Annotated in this window: 19 protein-coding genes and 2 pseudogenes; 5 read left to right on the forward strand and 16 right to left on the reverse strand. The window is 48.6% G+C overall.

Going from position 1 to position 19,940, the window contains the following annotated elements; translation table 11 throughout:
* Positions 1-91: pseudogene (locus BM283_RS18045) on the forward strand (IS5/IS1182 family transposase); the annotation flags it as partial.
* Positions 92-95: 4 nt separating this feature from the next.
* Here the strand turns inward: BM283_RS18045 and BM283_RS08715 are convergent.
* Entirely contained in the window at positions 96-1,058 is a 963-nt protein-coding gene (locus BM283_RS08715; RefSeq protein ID WP_175492076.1) for an FAD-dependent oxidoreductase, read from the reverse strand.
* 209 nt (positions 1,059-1,267) lie between these two features.
* On the opposite strand from BM283_RS08715, the gene BM283_RS08720 reads away from it, so the two are divergent.
* Both BM283_RS08720 and BM283_RS08725 read left to right on the forward strand, forming a co-directional pair.
* Positions 1,268-1,870, forward strand: coding sequence for a peroxiredoxin (locus BM283_RS08720; RefSeq protein ID WP_090692116.1), 603 nt, complete (start codon positions 1,268-1,270; stop codon positions 1,868-1,870).
* A gap of 198 nt (positions 1,871-2,068) precedes the next feature.
* The gene (locus BM283_RS08725; protein ID WP_090692119.1) at positions 2,069-2,536 is read left to right on the forward strand and encodes a ferritin-like domain-containing protein; all 468 of its coding nucleotides are present in this window, start codon (positions 2,069-2,071) and stop codon (positions 2,534-2,536) included.
* 96 nt (positions 2,537-2,632) lie between these two features.
* On the opposite strand, the gene BM283_RS08730 is transcribed toward BM283_RS08725, so the two are convergent.
* From BM283_RS08730 to BM283_RS08760, 9 genes and pseudogenes are all read right to left on the reverse strand, one after another.
* Positions 2,633-5,566: a type I restriction endonuclease subunit R gene (locus tag BM283_RS08730; RefSeq protein WP_368086419.1), complete on the reverse strand. Its 2,934-nt coding sequence runs from the start codon at positions 5,564-5,566 to the stop codon at positions 2,633-2,635.
* Positions 5,497-5,784: a type I restriction endonuclease gene (locus BM283_RS19945; RefSeq protein WP_254776293.1), complete on the reverse strand. Its 288-nt coding sequence runs from the start codon at positions 5,782-5,784 to the stop codon at positions 5,497-5,499. The genes BM283_RS08730 and BM283_RS19945 overlap by 70 nt, the downstream gene beginning before the upstream one ends.
* A gap of 191 nt (positions 5,785-5,975) precedes the next feature.
* A complete protein-coding gene (locus BM283_RS08735; RefSeq protein WP_090692121.1) occupies positions 5,976-6,509 on the reverse strand; it encodes an REP-associated tyrosine transposase in 534 nt (177 codons plus the stop codon).
* A gap of 4 nt (positions 6,510-6,513) precedes the next feature.
* Positions 6,514-7,791 (reverse strand): restriction endonuclease subunit S, encoded by a 1,278-nt coding sequence (locus BM283_RS08740; protein WP_090692123.1) that lies wholly within the window; start codon positions 7,789-7,791, stop codon positions 6,514-6,516.
* Positions 7,781-8,863, reverse strand: coding sequence for an N-6 DNA methylase (locus BM283_RS19950; protein WP_254776294.1), 1,083 nt, complete (start codon positions 8,861-8,863; stop codon positions 7,781-7,783). The genes BM283_RS08740 and BM283_RS19950 overlap by 11 nt, the downstream gene beginning before the upstream one ends.
* Positions 8,864-8,958: 95 nt before the next feature.
* A complete protein-coding gene (locus BM283_RS19955) occupies positions 8,959-9,465 on the reverse strand; it encodes a type I restriction-modification system subunit M N-terminal domain-containing protein (protein WP_254776295.1) in 507 nt (168 codons plus the stop codon).
* Positions 9,466-9,556: 91 nt separating this feature from the next.
* Entirely contained in the window at positions 9,557-10,435 is an 879-nt protein-coding gene (locus BM283_RS08750; protein ID WP_090692125.1) for an alpha/beta fold hydrolase, read from the reverse strand.
* Entirely contained in the window at positions 10,436-10,807 is a 372-nt protein-coding gene (locus BM283_RS08755; protein WP_090692216.1) for a thiol-disulfide oxidoreductase DCC family protein, read from the reverse strand.
* A gap of 304 nt (positions 10,808-11,111) precedes the next feature.
* Positions 11,112-11,840 (reverse strand): annotated as a pseudogene (locus BM283_RS08760) (IS5 family transposase).
* A 256-nt stretch (positions 11,841-12,096) separates the two neighbouring features.
* Between BM283_RS08760 and BM283_RS08765 the strand changes: the two are divergent.
* Positions 12,097-12,480 carry a VOC family protein gene (locus BM283_RS08765; protein WP_090692126.1) on the forward strand — a complete coding sequence of 128 codons (384 nt, stop codon included), beginning with the start codon at positions 12,097-12,099 and terminating at the stop codon, positions 12,478-12,480.
* 45 nt (positions 12,481-12,525) lie between these two features.
* Here BM283_RS08765 and BM283_RS08770 read toward each other — a convergent pair whose 3' ends face one another.
* Both BM283_RS08770 and crcB read right to left on the reverse strand, forming a co-directional pair.
* Complete coding sequence (locus BM283_RS08770) at positions 12,526-12,843, reverse strand: DUF190 domain-containing protein (protein WP_090692128.1); 318 nt, start codon at positions 12,841-12,843, stop codon at positions 12,526-12,528.
* Between the two features lie 18 nt (positions 12,844-12,861).
* Complete coding sequence (gene crcB, locus BM283_RS08775) at positions 12,862-13,245, reverse strand: fluoride efflux transporter CrcB (protein WP_090692131.1); 384 nt, start codon at positions 13,243-13,245, stop codon at positions 12,862-12,864.
* A 205-nt stretch (positions 13,246-13,450) separates the two neighbouring features.
* On the opposite strand from crcB, the gene BM283_RS08780 reads away from it, so the two are divergent.
* Complete coding sequence (locus tag BM283_RS08780; protein ID WP_254776296.1) at positions 13,451-15,163, forward strand: ABC transporter transmembrane domain-containing protein; 1,713 nt, start codon at positions 13,451-13,453, stop codon at positions 15,161-15,163.
* A 71-nt stretch (positions 15,164-15,234) separates the two neighbouring features.
* On the opposite strand, the gene BM283_RS08785 is transcribed toward BM283_RS08780, so the two are convergent.
* From BM283_RS08785 to gpmA, 4 genes are all read right to left on the reverse strand, one after another.
* The gene (locus BM283_RS08785; protein WP_090692135.1) at positions 15,235-15,999 is read right to left on the reverse strand and encodes a HesA/MoeB/ThiF family protein; all 765 of its coding nucleotides are present in this window, start codon (positions 15,997-15,999) and stop codon (positions 15,235-15,237) included.
* Between the two features lie 49 nt (positions 16,000-16,048).
* Positions 16,049-17,482 carry a S41 family peptidase gene (locus BM283_RS08790; RefSeq protein WP_090692137.1) on the reverse strand — a complete coding sequence of 478 codons (1,434 nt, stop codon included), beginning with the start codon at positions 17,480-17,482 and terminating at the stop codon, positions 16,049-16,051.
* A 46-nt stretch (positions 17,483-17,528) separates the two neighbouring features.
* On the reverse strand, positions 17,529-18,791 hold the full coding sequence (locus BM283_RS08795; RefSeq protein ID WP_090692141.1) for a murein hydrolase activator EnvC family protein: 1,263 nt from the start codon (positions 18,789-18,791) through the stop codon (positions 17,529-17,531).
* A gap of 62 nt (positions 18,792-18,853) precedes the next feature.
* Entirely contained in the window at positions 18,854-19,603 is a 750-nt protein-coding gene (gene gpmA / locus BM283_RS08800; RefSeq protein ID WP_090692143.1) for a 2,3-diphosphoglycerate-dependent phosphoglycerate mutase, read from the reverse strand.
* Positions 19,604-19,940 lie beyond the last annotated feature (337 nt).

Consider the following 19,940-nt stretch of genomic DNA (forward strand, 5'->3'; position numbering starts at 1 on the left):
CCGGGCAATAGCGACACGATACGACAAGCTGAAGCGAAATTATGAAAGTATGGTAGCCATAGCGTGTGGATATCTGTGGCTACCTATGTGAAATGTCAACAGACCCTAGGGATAACCCCGTTAATGATGCGCCCAATAGCATCGGGAAAAAAGGGTAAGAGTTTTTTTAAAGAACTCTGCGGAATCGCCAGCACGAGGTGGCGAGTCCGCACAGTGATGCTTTCGTGATGGTGCGTTTCCAGAGTCAATCTAAGATGATTGTTTTCATCTTGATGAATGGCAGTCAAACAATAATTCATGTAAAGCTGAATCGAAGGGTATTGAGGCGAAGAGAATAATTTTACTAACTCAATGACCAGTGCTTCGGTTCCCTGCTTAATACCAACCAGCTCATCTTCAGGATGCAATCCTCTGAGCCAGAAATTGATCCACTCTGCGGCAGAGGGATTTTGATGGATAAAATGGTAAAATGTACCATATTCAATAATTTTCTTAAGGGCATTGTGGCTCAACACCTCACTTAATACGTTCCAGAAGCCGGTTTGGTAAAGCGAAATTCCATTAAAAGTAAGCTCATTTCTGACGCGGTGATAGAAGGCTTCATCCAGGCCAGCCCACCATTCCCAGTGCCGTGTATCTCGCGGATTATTTAAATCACCACCACTTTGTCCAAGAACCCGCAATATGCCCAGACTTAAAAGCTCAAGCGCATTAAATGGGTGTCCATGAGAAATACGGCCTTCATCTTTTTCCAGATCAAAGAGTGCTTCCAGATTAGTGGCTGGGGTATAGGGTGGAAAATAACAGGTTGCCAGTTTTAATTCCTGGATAAGGCGCATAAGAAGCGGTTGACCTTTTTTCTCAAAGCGCATGGAACCAAATTCTGCCAGGAACCCATCCATATCGACGGTCTCGATGCGTCCACCAAATCGCTCAGATTTTTCGAAGAGGGCTATTCTATGCCCAGGACCTTTCTGCTTATATAATTGATAACACGCGTAAAGGCCGGTAATCCCTCCTCCGATAATGACAGTATCCAGCTGCATCGAATCACTCATCATTCTCTCCTTTTTTCGTATGCTGCTCAGATGATGTTTCTACCGCATCATGCTCTTCAAAAAATCCCCCTGTTTACTTTTGCGTCCAGGGTATCTAGTATATGATTCTAAGCAAAATAAGAAGAGAAAAGCTTCAATCATAACGTTGACTTCGTACAAGTCAATTGTTACCGAACTAATTTACTTTACTTAACTTAAAAGGAAATATTATGTCTGTACTCGTCACATGTCCTGCACCCGATTTTACTAAACCTGCTGTCTTACCTGATGGCAGCTTTGATGAGAATTTTAATTTTCATACGCATATCCGTAACAAATACGCCGTGCTGTTTTTCTATCCGCTGGACTTTACTTTTGTCTGTCCCTCGGAAATCATTGCACATTCCCATCGCGCGAAAGATTTTCAGCAGCGTAATGTAGAAGTAATTGGTGTGTCAGTCGATTCCCACTTCACGCATTACGCCTGGCGTAACACCCCTATCACCAAAGGTGGGCTGGGTCCGATTGATATTACCCTGGTGGCTGATTTAGGCGGCGAAGTCATGAATGCCTACGGGGTCGCCCATCCCAATCATGTGGCGCTACGTGGCTCTTTCCTGATCGATCGACAAGGTATTGTACGGCATCAGGTCGTCAATGATCTGCCACTCGGGCGCGATGTTGATGAGATGCTGCGCATGGTTGACGCTTTACGCTTCCATGAAGAGCATGGTGAAGTTTGCCCAGCTGGCTGGAAAAGCGGACAACCTGGCATGAAAGCAAGTCCTGAAGGAGTAGCAGAATACCTCAGCAGCCACGGGGACAAATTGTAAGGCCGAATTCGACTGCTTCACGCTGGTGTTTTAATAGATAGATTAGGAAGAGATCATAATATAAGCAATCTAAGTGCAATATAAAAGGAACGCATAAGCCAGATAATCAGTCTCATGAGTTTGGATAGAGCGAAGTTTTGTTAAAGCTTTTTTAACGAAATATCGTTACTTATACTTCAGAGCTGAGAGGAGGAACACATGAGCTTAGATAAAGATAAAGCTGTCGCCTTATTGAATCAAATCATGGAACTCGAGCTGGCCGGTGTGGTACGTTATACGCACTACGCCTTGATGGTATACGGCTATAACCGTATACCTATCGTGGAGTGGTTGAACAAACAAGCTGAAGAAGGATTGCTGCATGCGCGCAAGGCGGGTGAGCTCGTCACCCTATTGGGAGGACATCCCTCGCTCGCCATCGGGCCTTTGCTGGAGACACACGAGCACGATACTAGTCTAGCCTGTTCAGTTCCGGTCGGCGATATCTTGCAGGAATCCCTTGCTCATGAAGATAAGTCGCTGAATCTCTATTATCAACTGTTGGAACTGGCTCAGGGCAAATCGGTAGTGGTGGAGGAATATGCGCGCAGTCAGATTGTGGCAGAAGAAGTGCATGCCGATGCAGTCAGAAAAATGCTGCGTCAACCCTGCGAAGCAGGGAGATAGATGCGATTTGTGAGTGTGAGGCACAAGATTTCATTGATATTGCCATCGCGGCACCGGCTCTGGCTGTGGTTCACGTGCCAACCGATGGTTACTTGATTATGCCTGTTTCGTCCATTGGAGAGACAACCGTTCGGCCTGTTCCAGAACTAGCCTGATCGCTTCTTCCTGTCGATCGGGTGGATATTTATAGCGGCGTAAGGTGATGCGCACCAGATTACGCAGCCGTGCACGGACGCTTTCGCGTTTCTGCCAGTCAACCGTGGTGCTGCGGCGCAGCTTCTCGGTCAGTTCATGCGCGATTTTTTTGAGGATGTCGTCACCCAGCTCACGTACCGCGCTTTCGTTGTCGGCTAAGGCGTCATAGAACGCGAGCTCGGATTCATTCAGCCCCAGATACTCGCCGCGCTTGGCCGCTTCGCGGAATTCCTTGGCCATCTGAATGAGCTCTTCAATTACCTGGGCACTTTCAATGGCACGGTTGCGGTAACGATTTAACGCCTCCTGCAGGCGATCGCTGAATTTCTTCTCCAAGACCACGTTGGTTCTGCTGCGGGATTTGACCTCATCATTGAGCAGTTTCTGCAGCAGCTCCACTGCAAAGTTGCGCTGTGGCAAATTGCGGACTTCTTCCAGAAAGCCATCGGACAGGATACCTATATCTGGCCGTTCCAGTCCCGCCAGCTTGAAGACGTCCTCCACGCCTTCGGCCACCACCGCATTGTCCAGAATCTGCCTGAGTATTGCGTGCTTGCGATCCTCCGACAATTTCTTATCGGTTTCGGTGGCTTTGGCGATCACGCTCTTGATAGCCTGGAAGAAGGCGATCTCTTCCCGTAGCGTGATGGCGTCATCCAGTGTGCCGCACAGAGAGAAAGCCTTGGTAATTGCTAGTACCACATCAGCCCAGCGCTCTTTGCCATCTTCCAGTCCCAGCACAAAATTGGCAGCGGGCAGTAGCAAGGTTGCCGCCTGAGTGCGATAGGCGGCATAGTCGAAGCCATGCAGCAGGTTACGCGCTACCTCCATCAGCTCCTTGAGTTTGGCCAGCGCTTCCGCGGTATCAAGGGTGGGCTGGCCCTTGCCACGGCTGTCAGTATAGATTTTCAATGCACGGCGCAGCTCAGCGGCGATGCCGATATAGTCCACCACCAGTCCGCCTTCCTTGTCGCGGAATACACGGTTTACGCGGGCGATGGCCTGCATCAGGTTGTGGTCGCGCATCGGCTTGTCCACATACATGGTGTGCAGGCAGGGCACATCAAAGCCGGTCAGCCACATATCACGCACGATCACCAGCTTCAGCGGATCTTTGGGATGTTTGAAACGCTTTTCCAATTGCTTCTTGGTCGCGGCGCTGTAGATGTGAGGCTGCATCAGCTCGGTATCTGCTGCCGAGCCGGTCATGATTATCTTGATGGTTCCTTGGGTGGGATCAAGGCTGTCCCATTGCGGCCGCAGCGCGACGATGGCGTTATAGAGGTGAACGCAAATCTCACGGCTCATGGTCACGATCATGCCTTTGCCTGCTACAGCCTCATTGCGTGCGTCAAAGTGCTGCACGATATCCGCTGCCACTTGCTTGATACGCGGCTCCGCACCCACGAGCTTTTCCAGTGCGGCCCACTTGGTTTTGGCTGCCTCGCGCAGCGCGATGTTTTCTTCATCCTCAAAGATTTCCTCAACCTGGTTGCTGAGTTGCTCAATCTCGGCCTGATTGATATCCAGCCTGGCCAGGCGGCTTTCATAGTAGATCGGCACCGTAGCACCGTCATCGACCGCATCCTGAATGTCATAGATGCTGACATAGTCGCCGAACACCGCACGGGTATCTTTATCGTCCGTTTCCACCGGCGTGCCGGTAAAACCGACAAAGGTGGCGTAGGGCAGGGCATCACGCAGATGCTTGGCGAAGCCATATTTGTATTTGCCCGACTTCTTGTCGAGCACTGCGCGAAAGCCATACTGCGAGCGATGCGCTTCGTCGGCAATCACTACGATATTGGTACGCTCAGTCAGGCACGGGAATTGGTCTTCGTCTTTCTCTGGGGAAAACTTCTGCACTGTAGTGAAAATGATGCCGCCGGATGGCCGATCTGCCAGCAATGCACGCAACTGTTCGCGGTTCTCTGCCTGCTGCGGGGCTTCCTTCAGAAGCGAGCGCGCCCCGATAAAGGTCTGATATAACTGCCCATCCAGATCACTGCGGTCGGTAACCACGACAATGGTCGGGTTCTGCATCTCCGCTTGCTGCATCAGCTTGCCGGTAAAGCACACCATGGAAATGCTCTTGCCCGAGCCCTGGGTGTGCCAGACGATGCCACCCTTGCGCGAGCCGGGCACCACTTGTTTGCCATAGGTAGCACGTTCCTGTTGCGCCGTGCTTTGCTCAGACTGTGGCTGTGTAGCGGCAATTACCGTGACGCGTACTGCCTCGCGCACGGCATGAAATTGGTGATATCCTGCGATTTTCTTGATCAGTCCGTCATCGGTCTGCTCATAGAGAATGAAATAACGCAGATAATCCAGCAGCAACTCTGGCGCGAAGAAACCGCGCACCACTTTCTCCAGCTCAAACTCCAGCAGTGGCCGGTCGTTTTCGTTGCGCAGCGTGCGCCACGGCAGGAAGCGCTCGCGGTCGGCGGTGAGCGAGCCCACCCTGGCATGCAGACCATCGGAGATCACCAGCGCCTCGTTGAACATGAACAAGTCGGCGATCTCAGCCTTATAAGTTTCAAGCTGATTGAAAGCTGCCCAGATATCCGCCTGCTCGGCCGCCGGGTTCTTGAGTTCGATGACCGCAATCGGCAAGCCGTTGATGAAGCACATCAGATCCGGACGACGTGGCTGCCTGATGCCTTGCACCGCGTACTGATTCACTACCAAAAAGTGGTTGTTGTGCGGTTGCTCGAAATCGATCAACTGCACGCGGTCGCCGCGTTTCTCGCCGTTGTTTTCGATTTCTACTGGCAGCCCGTCGAGCAGCGTCTCGTGAAAGCTGCGGTTACTTGGATCAGCGAGGGTTCGCGCAATTTGGCAACACGATGCAACCCCTCTTCCAGCACCGCATCGGGCACAGCTGGATTCAACCGGTGCAGCGCATCAAACAAACGCCTTGGCAACAATACCTGGCGGTAATCGGCACGCTCAGGCGTGTCGCCGTCCGGGGCGATGTCTGGACCAAAGCGGTACTCCCAGCCAGAGTCTTGGAACCAGGTGAGAGCAAGCTGTTCGAGGTCGTCTTCGGTCATGATATACCCATACAAGATTTGCAACTAAATGAAAAATATATTGTTATACAATAAGCTATGTAATTTATGCCTGTGGTGCTATATGAGTACCTAAATAAACATCAGGCCCAGAACGGCATGTAACGGGCGTAGCGTTCTGAAGCAGGAGCAGTAGGTTGGGCTGACGAAGGAAGCCCAACATGCCCAACACATCACCGCTCACCATAGTCATCCACACCATTGTTCATCATTTCACCACCCCAATTTGCCGTTGCCATGCCCCGCTCGATATACCCATGCAAAGTTGAATAAGGCCAATCCACCGCGCGCGCTGCCCAACCATGCTTGACCGGATGGTAATGAATGTAATCTACATGTCGCTCTAAATCGGCTTCATCCCGGATTTGATGTTCCCAATAGCGCCGTTGCCAAATGCCGCGTTCTCGCTTGGCTTGCCGACTAACGCTGACCACTTCGCCGACTGCCAGCCGCCGTGAAAATCCAGCTTTGATCAGCGACCAGCGCAACGGATAATCCGCGTTGCTCTCCGGCAAGCGCCAGATTGCGTGCAGGTGTTCGGGCAGCACCACCATCGCCACGATGGCGAATGGATGACGGGTTTTCACCGCATTCACCGCCGTGCGAAAAGCATCAATATGCCGTACCAAGATATCAGAACGCCGGTCTGCGAGATTTACCGTGAAAAAGTAGGTTCCTCCCGCTGTTCTTGCACGCCGATAATGCATCTGATCAGTTCTGTGGTGATGCTGGTGTTGGGCTTCCTTCGTCAGCCCAACCTACGGTTTCTGGTACGCGCAGTTCGCCGGAGAGGAGTTTGGGGAGAAGGGTGTCGCGCAGGGAGGCAAGTGTTCTCGTCTGGTTGGTATTAGAAAGAATCACTTCGAAAAGCGGAGCCAATAATTCCTGGTAAGAACAACGTAAGTCTGCTGTAGCAGCTAAAACACGCATTTCTGAGAAGCGGCCTGTACTAAGGTTTGTCAATACTGAACCACCGCTGCCACCTGCTCGGATTTCGTCGCCGAGATCTCGGAGAGTCCAGAACCAGTAGTACGTTTCACCCAGGTGCTCCGGGACAACCGAATTGATTTGCTGATTCGTCTGAGAATCTTCTGTTGTAATAACCACCAGCCCCGGCGTTGCTATACAACTCACACAAATTGAACCAGCCGGTAATGTCTTCTTCGTCTGCGATACTGCTCCTTTATGTGAGAGCTTTCTCTGGGTCATTGTGGCAAAGACGTTTCCATGCATATCCGGGATGGTAATGAATGGAATGTCATTTCCGTAATAAGCTGGATTCTTCGTCGGTGGAGTCTTTCCACATACGATGTTTCCAACATCCCTCACAGCCCACACAAACCACCCCTCCGGAATCTCGCCGAGTTCGGAGTCGACGAGTCGGTCGGGGAAGAGGGCGAGGAGGTCGGGAGTGAGTCCAAGGCGGTGGCAGATGGTTTCGGACGGTTCGCCGCTGGCTTTGGCGCGGACGGGGTCGAAGTCGACAAACCAGGATTTGAAGATCGCTCGTGCGATGGCCTCCAGCGTTTCGCTCATGCGTCGGTTCAGTTCGATTTTGTCGTCGAGTTTGCCGAGGATGTGGGCGATGGCGTGTTGTTCTTCAAGCGGCGGAACATTCACCTCTATTGGGTAAATAAAGTTGCGATTCAGCGAAGGTTGAGCACTACCGGAATTGTACCTGGCGAAGCTGATACTCTTCAGAAAGTAATAAGCAAATTTCGGATCATTACCGTGAAAATCGGTGACGTACAAAGCCGTGTTATGTGGCCAGTAATTAACCGGACAGTAATGCACCTGACCAAAAGAAGCGCCACTTCGCCCAATTACGATTCCAGGGCCCTTGGCCAGCGCGATGTCGTGAAAACCATTCTGTCCAGCTGAACCCATTACAGGAATCGTCCCAGGTTTACGCTCTATCTCGGTCAGATCATGCCCTCGCTGAAGGCTTACGAACTCGCCAAGCGTGGTGTGCCGCCAATTACCTGCCATAACCCAACCTCGCCAAATTCTCGCGTATCACGGCCTCTAGCCGCGCGCTTTCTCTGAATTGCTCGTTTAACTGCGCGGTGAGTCGCGCCATTATGTCCTCGAACGGTTCGCCGTCGGTTTCCTGTTCGGCCGCGCCGACGTAGTGGCCGGGGGTGAGTACGTAGTCGTGCTTTTTGATGTCTGTGAGCATGGCGGCTTTGCAGAAGCCGGGGATGTCTTGATAAATGAGTTGCCCTTCGACAGGCTCAGGGCGAACGGATTGCTTCCAGGCGTGGAAGGTGTCAGCGATCTTGCGGATGTCTTCCGGCGCGAAGTCGCGGAGCACGCGGTCTTTCATATAGCCGAGGTTGCGCGCGTCGATGAACAGGGTTTCGCCTTTGCGGTTTCTGAGCTCTGGATTCCCGCTTTCGCGGGCATGACGGCCACTTTGTTTGTGCTTGGTGAGGAACCAGATGCAGGCGGGGATTTGGGTGTTGGTGAACAGCTGGCCGGGTAACGCGACCATGCATTCGATCAGGTCAGCCTCAATTAGTGCTTTGCGGATGCCGCCCTCGTTGTTGGTGTTGCTGCTCATGGAGCCATTGGCGAGCAATAGCGCCATACTGCCGTGTGGCGCCAGGTGGTGGATCATGTGCTGCATCCAGGCGAAATTGGCATTGCTCGCGGGTGGGATGCCGTAGTGCCAGCGCGGGTCGTCGTCTTTCACGCCGGCGTTCCACTCTTTCATGTTGAACGGTGGGTTGGCCATGATGAAGTCGGCGCGCAGGTCGGGGTGCTGGTCGCGGGTGTAGGTGCTGGCGGGTTCTTTGCCGAAGTCGAAGTCCATGCCGCGGATGGCCATGTTCATTGAGGCCAGGCGCCAGGTGGTGGGGTTGGATTCCTGGCCGTAGACGGAGATCTGGCCGATGCGGCCGCCATGCTCTTCGACGAATTTTTCCGATTGCACAAAGAAGCCGCCGGAGCCGCAGCAGGGGTCGTACACGCGGCCCTGGTAGGGCTCCAGCATTTCGACGATGAGGGTGACAATGCTCTTGGGCGTATAATACTGCCCGCCCTTTTTGCCCTCAGCCATGGCGAATTCGCCGAGGAAGTATTCATACACATGGCCCAGGATGTCTTTGGCCTTGAGCGTGCCGTGCTTGAACGGAATTTCAGCGATGAGATCGATCAGGCCAGGCAGTGCGGCGTCGATCTGCTTGCGCGCGTAGTCTTTTCCAGCACACCTTTAAGTTTGGGGTTTTCCTTTTCCACCGCTTCGAGCGCATCGTCGAGCAGGCGGCCGATGCCGTTGAATTTGTAGTCGGTAGTCTTGCCGTTCTTGACCTGCAGCACGGTGCCGACCGCAACCTTGGCATGGGCTTGCAGGAAATCCCAGCGCGCCAGCGCCGGCACCCAGAATACGTTCTTTTCGGTGTAATAGTCACGCGCTTCGAGTTCCTGTTCGATCAGCTCGGCGCTGTCATCGCCCAGGTAATAATCATGGTTCGGGTCGCGGAAGGCAAGCTCAAGCTCAGCACGACGTTCCTTGAACGCATCTGACACGTATTTGAGGAAAATGAGGCCGAGCACCACATGCTTGTACACCGCGGCATCGAGCATCGGCAGCAGCTTGTTGGCCATGGTCCATAGGCGTTTATCGAGTTCGTTGAGGAATTGCTGTTCTTCAAGATTCATAAGGGTTACTGCATGATTATGTCCATTCGAGAGTGCCGATTTGAGCACCGGCAAGCGCATCAGTCAAGCGAGTTGTATTCAAGGTGAATATTCATCTGTGTTGTTTCAACGCCCAGTTATCAATCAGCTCGCATAGCTCATCAGGATGGAGGGCCGGTAACCAGTGTTCGGAGTCGACTGTAGCAAATTCTACTTGTGGCAAACTGTGCAGTAGGTTTTGGGTGTGTTCAGGGTCGGTGATACTGCGTCCACTTGACTGGATGACGAGGGCAGGGCAGCGCACCTCAGCAATGGGCAAGGGGCGCATAATCTCACTCAGGTTATTGATGTACTGCGCTGTCGGGATGACTTTGAGATCATGCTTGGGGCTGCCATATTCTGCCAGCATGGTTTGCAGCTCGGCTGGGCTTGCTTGATGTACGCGGCGATCCAGTACCTGCAGATCTAATGTGCCGAGTTGGCGTCGATAGAGACCAAGTCGATTGAGTAGTTTAATCAGTGACACAGAGACGCGCAGCAGTGGTATGAATGGCCGCAGTCGAGCCAGAATGCCGGTGAGTGCTTGACGCGCCATGGGTTCAATCAGTACCAGGCCAGCACACATGTTGGGATAGCGCGCGGCAAAGTTGAGGGCAATATTAGCGCCGAGGCAATGACCGACGAAAATGGCACGCGGCTGATGTTCATGCTGTAGAAGGGTAGCGATATCCTGGCTCCAATCCTCGAGTCGTGCTGGCCCGCGCCACATTGATTCGCCATGTCCGCGCAAATCCGGGCGCAACAACAAATGATCAGCAGCCAGGCGGCTGTGCTGGGTGAAATACCACCAGCGAGTGGAGTTGCTCGCAGCACCATGCAGCAACACGAGTGGTGTGACAGGGGGATGACTTTGCAAGTTTTGCGTCGGCGTCCATCGGCAGTAGGTGAGTTGGGTACCGTCTTTACCTTGGAAATGTAATTTTTCGTCCATCTACAGCCGTCCTGTTTTTTCTAAGCGGCGCTGGACCATGCGGTGATAGAGCGAGGACAGCCAGGGGCGAACCACGGGCAGGCCGATCAACCAGGCGAGCGGTTTGAGTAACGGCACGCGCGACATCAGCAGAATATAGGCATCCAGTTCAGAAACGACCCGTTGATTCTTATCGCGCACATGCAGCTCACTCAAGGCTTTGCGCGGATCAATCCCGATTTTGCGCAAATGATCGTCCTGCCCGGTGATATCGAACCAGCAGATAGCTTCCCCCTCTTTTCCTGCCAGTTTTTCATAGTTTTCCCGGTCCTTGATACAAGCTGGGCAGGAACCGTCGTAATAGACAGTGATTTCTTTCTTTTGCTCACTCATCATCCATCCTCTGATAAAAAGTCATCTCTAGTAAACTGTTCCAACATAACATTAAGAAAAAATGCCGTTCAATCTGAGCTCGTCCAAGGCCAATGTCAATTGCTTGGCAGATTGATGAGTTCACCGTGAGCGGTAAAGGTTTTACTGGGATGATCCGTTAGTTAGTCATGAAAACAGGTTTGAGGCAAGTTTCCTGGAACAAAAAAACTTTTTACCATAAATATAGATCGCGTAGGAGAGCAGAGAAGTGAATTTCTAGCATTTGTTCCTAGGGTCTGTTGACATTTCATATAGGTAGCCACAGCTATCCACACGCTATGGCTACCCTACTCTCGTAATTTCGCTTCAGTTTTCGTATCGTGTTGCTATTGCCCGATATGCTTTAGCCGGGCAATAGCATTCTCCAGCCAATGCCGGTATTGATTAAACCCCAATCCATATCTGCACTACTCTTCAGTGAGTTGCGCTTTCCCGGTATCACAGCCCGAGCGACCTTCTTCGTTATCTGTTCCCGTAACCATTCGCTGTCATAGCCCTTGTCTGCAACTATTGCTTTTGCGTCAGGCAACCTGGCAATCAAATCAGGTGCGGCAAAACAGTCATTGACTTCTCCACCGGTGATTTCAAACTCAACTGGCAAGCCATAACCATCGACCGCTAAATGGATCTTGGTGGTATTGCCTGCACGGCTTTTCCTGAGAGCCTGCGATGCTTGACTCGCTGCTCCCGCACTATGTTGATGCGCTTTAACATAACTGCCATCCATAAATCTCCATTCCTAATCCGGATCAACAGCCAATGCTTTGAAAATATTGAGCCATTTCCTGCTCAATGACCCTGCATTGAATCATTTATAGATAAAATTCCAGCAGCCGAACACCTGGGGCAGACCGCGCCATAGACAGCCAACCCGCATTCGATACAGTATGCCTTCTACCGTCATGCGCAGATTGCGCTTGTTATCAATCGATTCTTGAAGCAGAATCTTCTCCAGCTTCGACCAGTACTCATCATTGAGCCTCATTCGGGGCATCGCAAACTCGTTTTGTTGGTGGTAGGGGAACCCCAATATGACGAGTTTGTTTCTATCTATGAAACACTTATATTAAAACGTCAACAGGCTCTAGCGTCCAGAGAGTTTTAATTTTTTAAAGAAAAGCATTTATTGAACATTATTGTCAAAGCAATAACGGCTTCTTTCGCTGTTCATTCAAAATTGGTGGTATTCTAAAATAGAATTTCCGATCTTGAAGATTTGTAGGCTAAATCTCTTGCAAAAGGAGCGAATTATGACTATTACCCTTAATCATACGATTGTGCCGTGCATTGATAAGCAAGCGTCTGCAGAGCTTTATTGCAGATTATTTGGTTTTGAATATTTGGGTAAATTCTCCCACTTTATTGTGGTGCGGGTGAACGATACGCTATGCTTGGATTTTGATAACAAGGAAAAATTTGAATCGCACCATTATGCATTTAAAGTTTCCGAGCAGGAGTTTGGCGAAATCTTTGCGCGCTTGCAGGCAGAGAAGCTTAAATATGGCAGTGGTCCTACTGACGCAGAGAATATGACGATCAACCACAATTATGGAGGGCGCGGAGTTTATTTCCGTGATCCAAATGGACATCTGTTGGAGCTGCTTACGGCAGATTATGAAATGCCTCCACAATAGCTTACTTCCAGGTGGAGTTGTCACACCAGAGTGAGAATGAGCTGTTCAGTGTTCTTCGCTCATACCATATTCTATTGGTGTTTTGATGAAGAAGATATTGATTCCTTCTTCGTGTAGTCGGTTAAATATGTGTTTGGCCTCAGCTTCACTCAGCGCCATCGTTACTTCGATGGGCTGATCACTCAGCTCGAAAAAATGTGCTGCATGTAGTTTGCCATCATGACCGTAACCTTGGGTTGCAGCAATTAATGTGGCACCTCGGATACCGAGTCTGCGCGATTCTTGTAATAACCATTCACCCAAGGGTAAGCCATCATGTTGACGGGCTTGTTGGGTAAAAAAAGTCAATTGATAACCATGCATAGTCTTTCTTCCTTGAATTTAGGCGCTCCTTAAGAGCGAAATTGTTACTAACCCGAGCATTGTCATCAACAATGATCCTATCACATGTAGACTGATAGCACCGGCTGCTAAGAGTATTCGTTCCTGTTGAATGAGTGTGATAACTTCTGCCGAGAAGGTAGAGAAAGTCGTGAGTCCACCAAGGAAGCCAGTAATAATAAATAAACGCCACTGGGGGGCAAGCTCAGGGTGATTGGCAAATAGGGAAATTGCTATACCTATTAAATAGCTGCCAATGAGATTGGCGATGAGCGTTCCTGGCGGAATGGCTGGAAATAGTGTGTTGAGCGTGCTTCCAAGGAGCCACCGCAGGAGAGCGCCTAACGATGCACCGATGCAAATGGCGAGTATGGAATGAAACATATACTTCTATGATTCCGGATAATGATTAATTAACTAAAGTTGGTAGCTGATATGTTATACAACAAATTAAATTGATTCAGAGTTTTCGTCAGAATGATCTTATTTGTGCTATCCAAAAACCAATAAACCTATATTTTTGTTATACCGATTACCTCAAATGATTAATTTGTTGCGTATAGGCCATGATCGCTGGCAGAAGACCAGAATGGTAGTGGCCTTCGTTGCGCCCTATAAAAGGCAGGTTGCTTTCAGCCTGGTAGCGCTGTTGTTTACTGCAACGATCATGCTTTCAATCGGGCAGGGCATTCGCCTGCTGATCGATCGTGGCCTGGCTACCCAATCAGTTGAGCTGCTGACGCAGTATATGCTTATTTTCATATTGTTGATTATCGCGCTGGCGGTAGGTACCTTTACGCGCTTTTACTGGGTGACCTGGCTGGGCGAGCGTGTGGTAGCGGATATCCGCTGCAAAGTATTCGATCATTTAATCCATCTGCACCCTGGTTTTTTTGAAAATAACCGCAGTCTTGAAATTCAATCACGCTTGACTGCAGATATGACATTACTGCAAACCGTGGTTGGTTCATCTGTTTCAGTTGCTTTGCGTAATCTGGTAATGCTGCTGGGAGGGGTGGTCTGGCTATTTATAACCAATGCCAAGTTGACAGCACTGGTGTTGGTCAGCGTGCCGTTGGTGGTAGCGCCTATTCTGGTGTTTGGGCGCAGGGTACGGCGTCTGTCCCGTCAGAGCCAGGACAAGGTAGCAGCAGTAGGTGCTTATATCGGCGAGATACTAGGGCAGATAAAAACTGTGCAAGCTTACAACCATCAGGCGATCGATAAGATCAATTTTCATCGGCATGTGGAAGATGCTTTTGCCATAGCCAAGCAACGAACCATTCAACGCGCATGGTTAATCACCGCGGTGATTATCCTGGTGTTTGGCGCAGTAGGTCTGGTCCTTTGGGTGGGAGGTATGGATGTGATTGCAGGGCAGATTAGTGGAGGTGAATTGGCAGCATTTGTTTTTTACAGTGTTATCGTAGGTTCTGCGGTGGGTTCGATTTCAGAGGTTCTGGGAGAACTGCAACGTGCTGCGGGTGCCGCTGAGCGTACTGTCGAGTTATTATCTGCTCCCAGTCAGATCGTATCGCCTGCCCATCCCAAATCCTTGCTGAACGTATCGGGTCATATCGAAATAGAGCAATTGTGTTTTGCTTATCCCTCGCGTCCTGATGTGCTTGCCCTCAATAAATTGTCATTGACTATTAAACCCGGCGAGATGCTGGCGCTGGTCGGGCCATCAGGTGCCGGAAAATCGACCTTGCTGGATTTGCTATTACGTTTCTATGATCCGCAATCTGGTTGCATCAAGCTGGAAGGGATCGATATCCGGCAGATGGAAATAACAGCGTTACGAGCAAGTTTTGGATTAGTGTCACAAAATCCCATCTTATTTTATGGCACCATCAGCGATAATCTTCGTTATGCCCGCCAGGATGCAACGGATGCAGAAGTAGAAATGGCTGCCAAAGCAGCCTACGCACATGAGTTTATCGTTAACTTGCCAAAAGGCTATCAAACGCATCTGGGTGACGCAGGTTTAGGATTGTCAGGTGGGCAGAAACAGCGGATTGCGATCGCTCGCGCCATTTTAGCTAATGCAGCGATTTTGTTGCTGGATGAAGCGACCAGTGCATTGGATGCAGAAAGTGAATATTGGGTCAAGCAAGCGCTATCTCAGTTGATGGCACATCGTACTACGATAGCGATTGCGCATCGCTTGAGTACAGTCAAATCAGCGGATAGGATCGCAGTACTTAATCATGGGCGTGTAGAAGCACTCGGTACGCACGCAGAATTGATGGCAACCAGTGAGCTTTATGCACGATTGGCAGCGCTGCAGTTTGAAACTTAATGAACAAACTTAATGGATGAGTAAGATAGTAGCATACACAGTAAGCTAGAGTTTATCCACCGTCGTTGCTCTTATTTGCTGAGCTGGAACTTGGAACTACAAGCTTCGCAGGCAGGATCTTTTTTTAAATTGATGGTTCGCCATTTCATTGTCAGCCCATCGAGTAAAAGTAAACGTCCGTTGAGTGTTTCGCCAATGCCCAGCAAAACTTTGATTGTTTCCGCTGCTTGAGTACAACCGATGATCCCGGCTAAAGGTGCAAATACTCCCATCACAGCACAGTTGGGATCATTATCTTCACCAGAAAGAGGAAAAAGACAATGGTAACAGGGATTGTCGGCAGTACGCAGATCAAATACAGAGACCTGGCCATCAAAGCCCATCACGGCCCCTGAGATCAGAGGTTTTTTCTGAATAATACAAGCTTGGTTGATGGCATGACGAGTGGCAAAATTATCGCTCGCATCAACCACGGCATCAGCGGAAGAAAGCAGATGCACCAGCATTTCTTCTGTTGCTGGTTCTTGCAAAGTCATAATTTCGACTTCTGGATTGATATGATTAAGCGTTCTTCGAGCAGAGGTCGTTTTAGGTTCGCCAATCGCGTCAGTATTATGGATAATTTGCCTTTGCAAATTAGTTAAGTCGACGTTATCTTTGTCACAGATAACAATTTTTCCGATACCACTGGCAGCCAGATAAAGCGCGGCGGGGGAACCGAGTCCCCCCGCCCCAACGATCAGTATGCATGATTGCGTTAGCTTTTCTTGTCCCCTTACATCAATTTGGGGCAGCAAAATATGGCGACTATAACGCAATAGCTGACTGTCATTCACAATCCTTCCGCCTCACTTTTCAGCTATTGCATTACTTAGCACTTAGAAATCAGCTACTTTTTTTCGCTGTTTTTGTAGATTTTCTTTTTGCATCGGCATCCATTCCTTTCAGATGCTTAATTGCTTTGGTAAGCAGCACATCATCATTAGAACCAAACTCTATAGGAGTTTTTTTCTTGGAGCTAGATTTTTTGCTTTTAGGCTTCTCATCCGATTCATTAGCTTTTTGTGAGTCTACAGCATCAATTTTTAAGACTTCATCCACTTTGTTACTACGCAGATGCCGGCTAAGATCTGATTCACGCAATTGCCGGGAGGCGTCATCCGTTTCATCGATAATATCCGGTGTGATGCCCTTGGCCTGAATGGACTGGCCGTTAGGTGTGTAGTAGCGGGCTGTAGTCAACTTGATCGCAGTATTGTTGCCAAGTGGAAGAATAGTTTGCACTGAGCCTTTGCCAAATGTTTGGGTGCCCATCACGATGGAGCGCTTGTGATCCTGTAGCGCACCTGCAACAATTTCAGAGGCGGAAGCTGAGCCCCCGTTGACAAGTGTAACCATGGGGACTGTTTTAATTTCCGATGGTAATCCTGCTATAAAATCTTTACCTGGTCCACGCAGATAATATTCAGGATTAGCCAGGAGCCGCATTTTTGCATCATTTGTACGCCCCTCTGTATAAACAATGAGTGCATTAGCGGGAAGAAACGCTGCTGACACTGCTACAGCACTGTTGAGTAATCCGCCGGGGTCGTTTCTTAAATCAAGTACCAGCCCTTTCATCGGAGTTTTACTTTCTTTAAATAGCTTTTCAATTGCCTGGGCCAAATTTTCACCTGTCTGTTCCTGGAACTGCGTGACGCGCAAATAGCCATAACCAGGTTCAACTAATTTGGCTTTGACACTTTCGATTTTGATAATAGCACGCGTTAATGTAAATTCCAGTGGCTCGCCTTCGCCTTCCCGAGCGATAGTCAGTGTAATCGAAGTGTTAGGTTTACCTCGCATGAGCTTGATGGCCTCATTAAGGGTCATACCTTTCACTGCGGTATCATCTAGTTTGATAATCAAATCACCTGTTTTGATACCCGCTCGAAATGCTGGTGTGTCCTCAATAGGTGAAATGACTTTAACCAACCCATCTTCCATGGTCACTTGGATACCGAGCCCACCAAATTCGCCTTGTGTGCCGATTTGCAATTCTTTATATTCTTCGCTATCCAAATAGGCAGAGTGTGGATCCAAGCCAACCAGCATGCCGTTGATGGCTTCAGTAATAAGTTTCTTATCATCAACCGGTTCAACATAATCGCTTTTAATACGACCAAACACCTGGGTAAAAGCTCGTAACTCTTCGATTGGGAGAGGAGGCAATTCCGCTTTGAGTGCTTTATCAGCAACAGCGGAAAAGTTGAGACTGATCATCACTCCGGCAGCAACTCCAGAGAGGATTAAACTAAGTTTTTTAATAAAATTATGCATCACGTATTCTCCGCGCCTATCAACTTTACTATTTTTACCATAAATTTCATTCTATTATCATCCAAATTAATGGGTCAAATGGTTTACCCTGGTGTCGCAATTCAAAGTATAAACCTGATTCACGATGACCACCGCTGTTTCCTACAGTCGCTATCGTATCGCCACTTCGAACTCGATCGCCAACACGTTTGTAGATGGCTTCATTGTAGCCATAAAGACTCATATAATTGTTGCCATGATCTAAAATCATAAGGTTCCCAAATCCACGCAACCAATCGGCAAATACAACTTGTCCGCTTGCTATTGCCTTTACTTCATTACCGTTTTGAGAGCGAATAAATAATCCTTTCCATTTAATTCCTCCCTCCTGCCGTGGACTGTCAAAACGGTTGACAAGTTCCCCTCGTACTGGTAATCGCAGTTGGCCTTTGAGTGATTCAAATGAACGTCCGCTTGCAGAAGAATCCGGAAGCAAGTTGTTATGATGTAATGGTTGAGTAAATTTATCTGTGGCAGGGGGGGGAGATTTTTGGGGGGCATGCTTTTTGGGTGTAGGTTTTTTTTGACTAAGCAGTCTATTGATTTCTTCTACGAGCTTAGACAGCCGCTGCTCATCGCTTTTAAGCTTGGTAATTTCCCGCTGTTGCTGGATAATTTCTTCAGAAAGATTTGCAAGAATTTCTTCGCGCTTCATCTTTTCTTGTTCAAGTTGTTGTTTTTTTTTAGTTTGCTCAGATTGAATTTTTACAATTTCTTCTCTTTTTGTGTGGCTCTCGCGAGTTAATAGGTCTAATTGTTCAAGCTGGGTACGTAAGGTATTGATATTTTCGGAGCGTGCTCGCTTGAGATATCCATAATAATGAAGATTGCGAGCTATTTGATTGGGATCCTGCTGTTTGAGCAGTAACTGCATGTAATCTTGCTGCCCTTTTATGTATTGATAGTAAAGCATCTTACCAAGCTGCTCTTGCTGCATTTTAATTTCACTTTGAGTTTGTTTAGATTGCTCCGATAATTGAGCAAGACTCATATTGGCGTCGATCAATTGTTGAGCAAGCGTGACTAATATTCGATTGGTTTTGCTAATAGCGCGTTCTGATTCGCGTAAGGTATCTGCTGCTTCAGTTTTAGATGTTTCCTTGCTTGCCAGCTCTTTCTGTAACGCTTTAATGCGCTTTTGTAACTGTTTTAAGTCTTTACTGGCTGGAGGATTGGCATAAAGCTGGCCAGCACATATAAGAGCTAAAAAAAAGAGAGCTAAAAAAAACGTTATGATTTTGCGCAGTGTATCATTTCCATGGGAATACATGATTTATTTCAGATATATCATGCACAAGGTTTATGGGCGCGCGTTTTTGCGGACAGGTCAGATTAAGCATTCGCTTTGGCCTGGTTTGCTACATCTGACATGGCTTTTTCAATTTCAGCTAAGTTGCCGAGATAGTAATTGCGTAAAGGTTTTAAGTTATCGCCGAGCTCATATACCAGAGGAATGCCAGTAGGGATGTTATAGTTAAGAATATCCTGATCTGAAATATTATCTAGATATTTAATGAGTGCGCGCAGGGAATTACCATGCGCTACGATAATTGCCTGTTGTCCTGCGCTGACTTGTGGCGCAATCGTTTGGATCCAGTAGGGTAAAAATCGAGTGGTGGTATCTTGGAGGCTCTCAGTCAGAGGAATATCCTGCTTCGACATATTGCTATAGCGAACATCAAAACCCGGGTAGCGCTTATCATCCATTGTAAGGGCTGGAGGTTGAATATCGTAGCCACGTCGCCATAGCAAGACTTGTTTTTCGCCATAGTGGGCAGCTGTTTCTGCTTTGTTCAATCCTTGTAATGCGCCGTAATGCCGTTCATTCAGTCGCCAGCTAAGGTTAGTTGGGACCCACATCTGATCCATTTGATCAAGCGTGATCCAGAGTGTGCGAATGGCACGCTTTAATACTGAGGTATAAGCAACATCAAAGATAAATCCACTATCTCGTAGAAGCTGGCCAGCAGATTTGGCTTCTTCCTGTCCTTTTGGTGTTAAATCTACGTCTGTCCAGCCGGTAAAACGATTTTCTTTATTCCAAGTGCTTTCTCCATGCCGCAGGAGAACGAGTTTTTTCATGTTGACCTTCAAAAGAAGAAGCTAATAGTTGATAAAATCGGAGTTTGTAAAAGTGGTTGAGACATTAGAATTTTATTATATTTTGACAAAGAACGCAGCATATTGCAGTGATCTTCGTTGTTTTTTTGTAGTTGGGCGATAAAAAAAGTGCATTTCTGCTTAAGCAGCGCTCAATTTAATTAAGTTTTTTAATAAAAGGTTGCAGCTGAATTGTGTAAGGCACGCTGTGGGTTATCTATTCCTTCATGATAACCTATGACGCTATTTTTTCATTATTCTCTCTTTCTTTCTTGTTTTCTAGAGATGGAGATTTGTGAATACTTTGCTAAAATAAAAG

The sequence above is a fragment of the Nitrosomonas sp. Nm34 genome (assembly GCF_900113925.1).
Classification (GTDB): domain Bacteria; phylum Pseudomonadota; class Gammaproteobacteria; order Burkholderiales; family Nitrosomonadaceae; genus Nitrosomonas.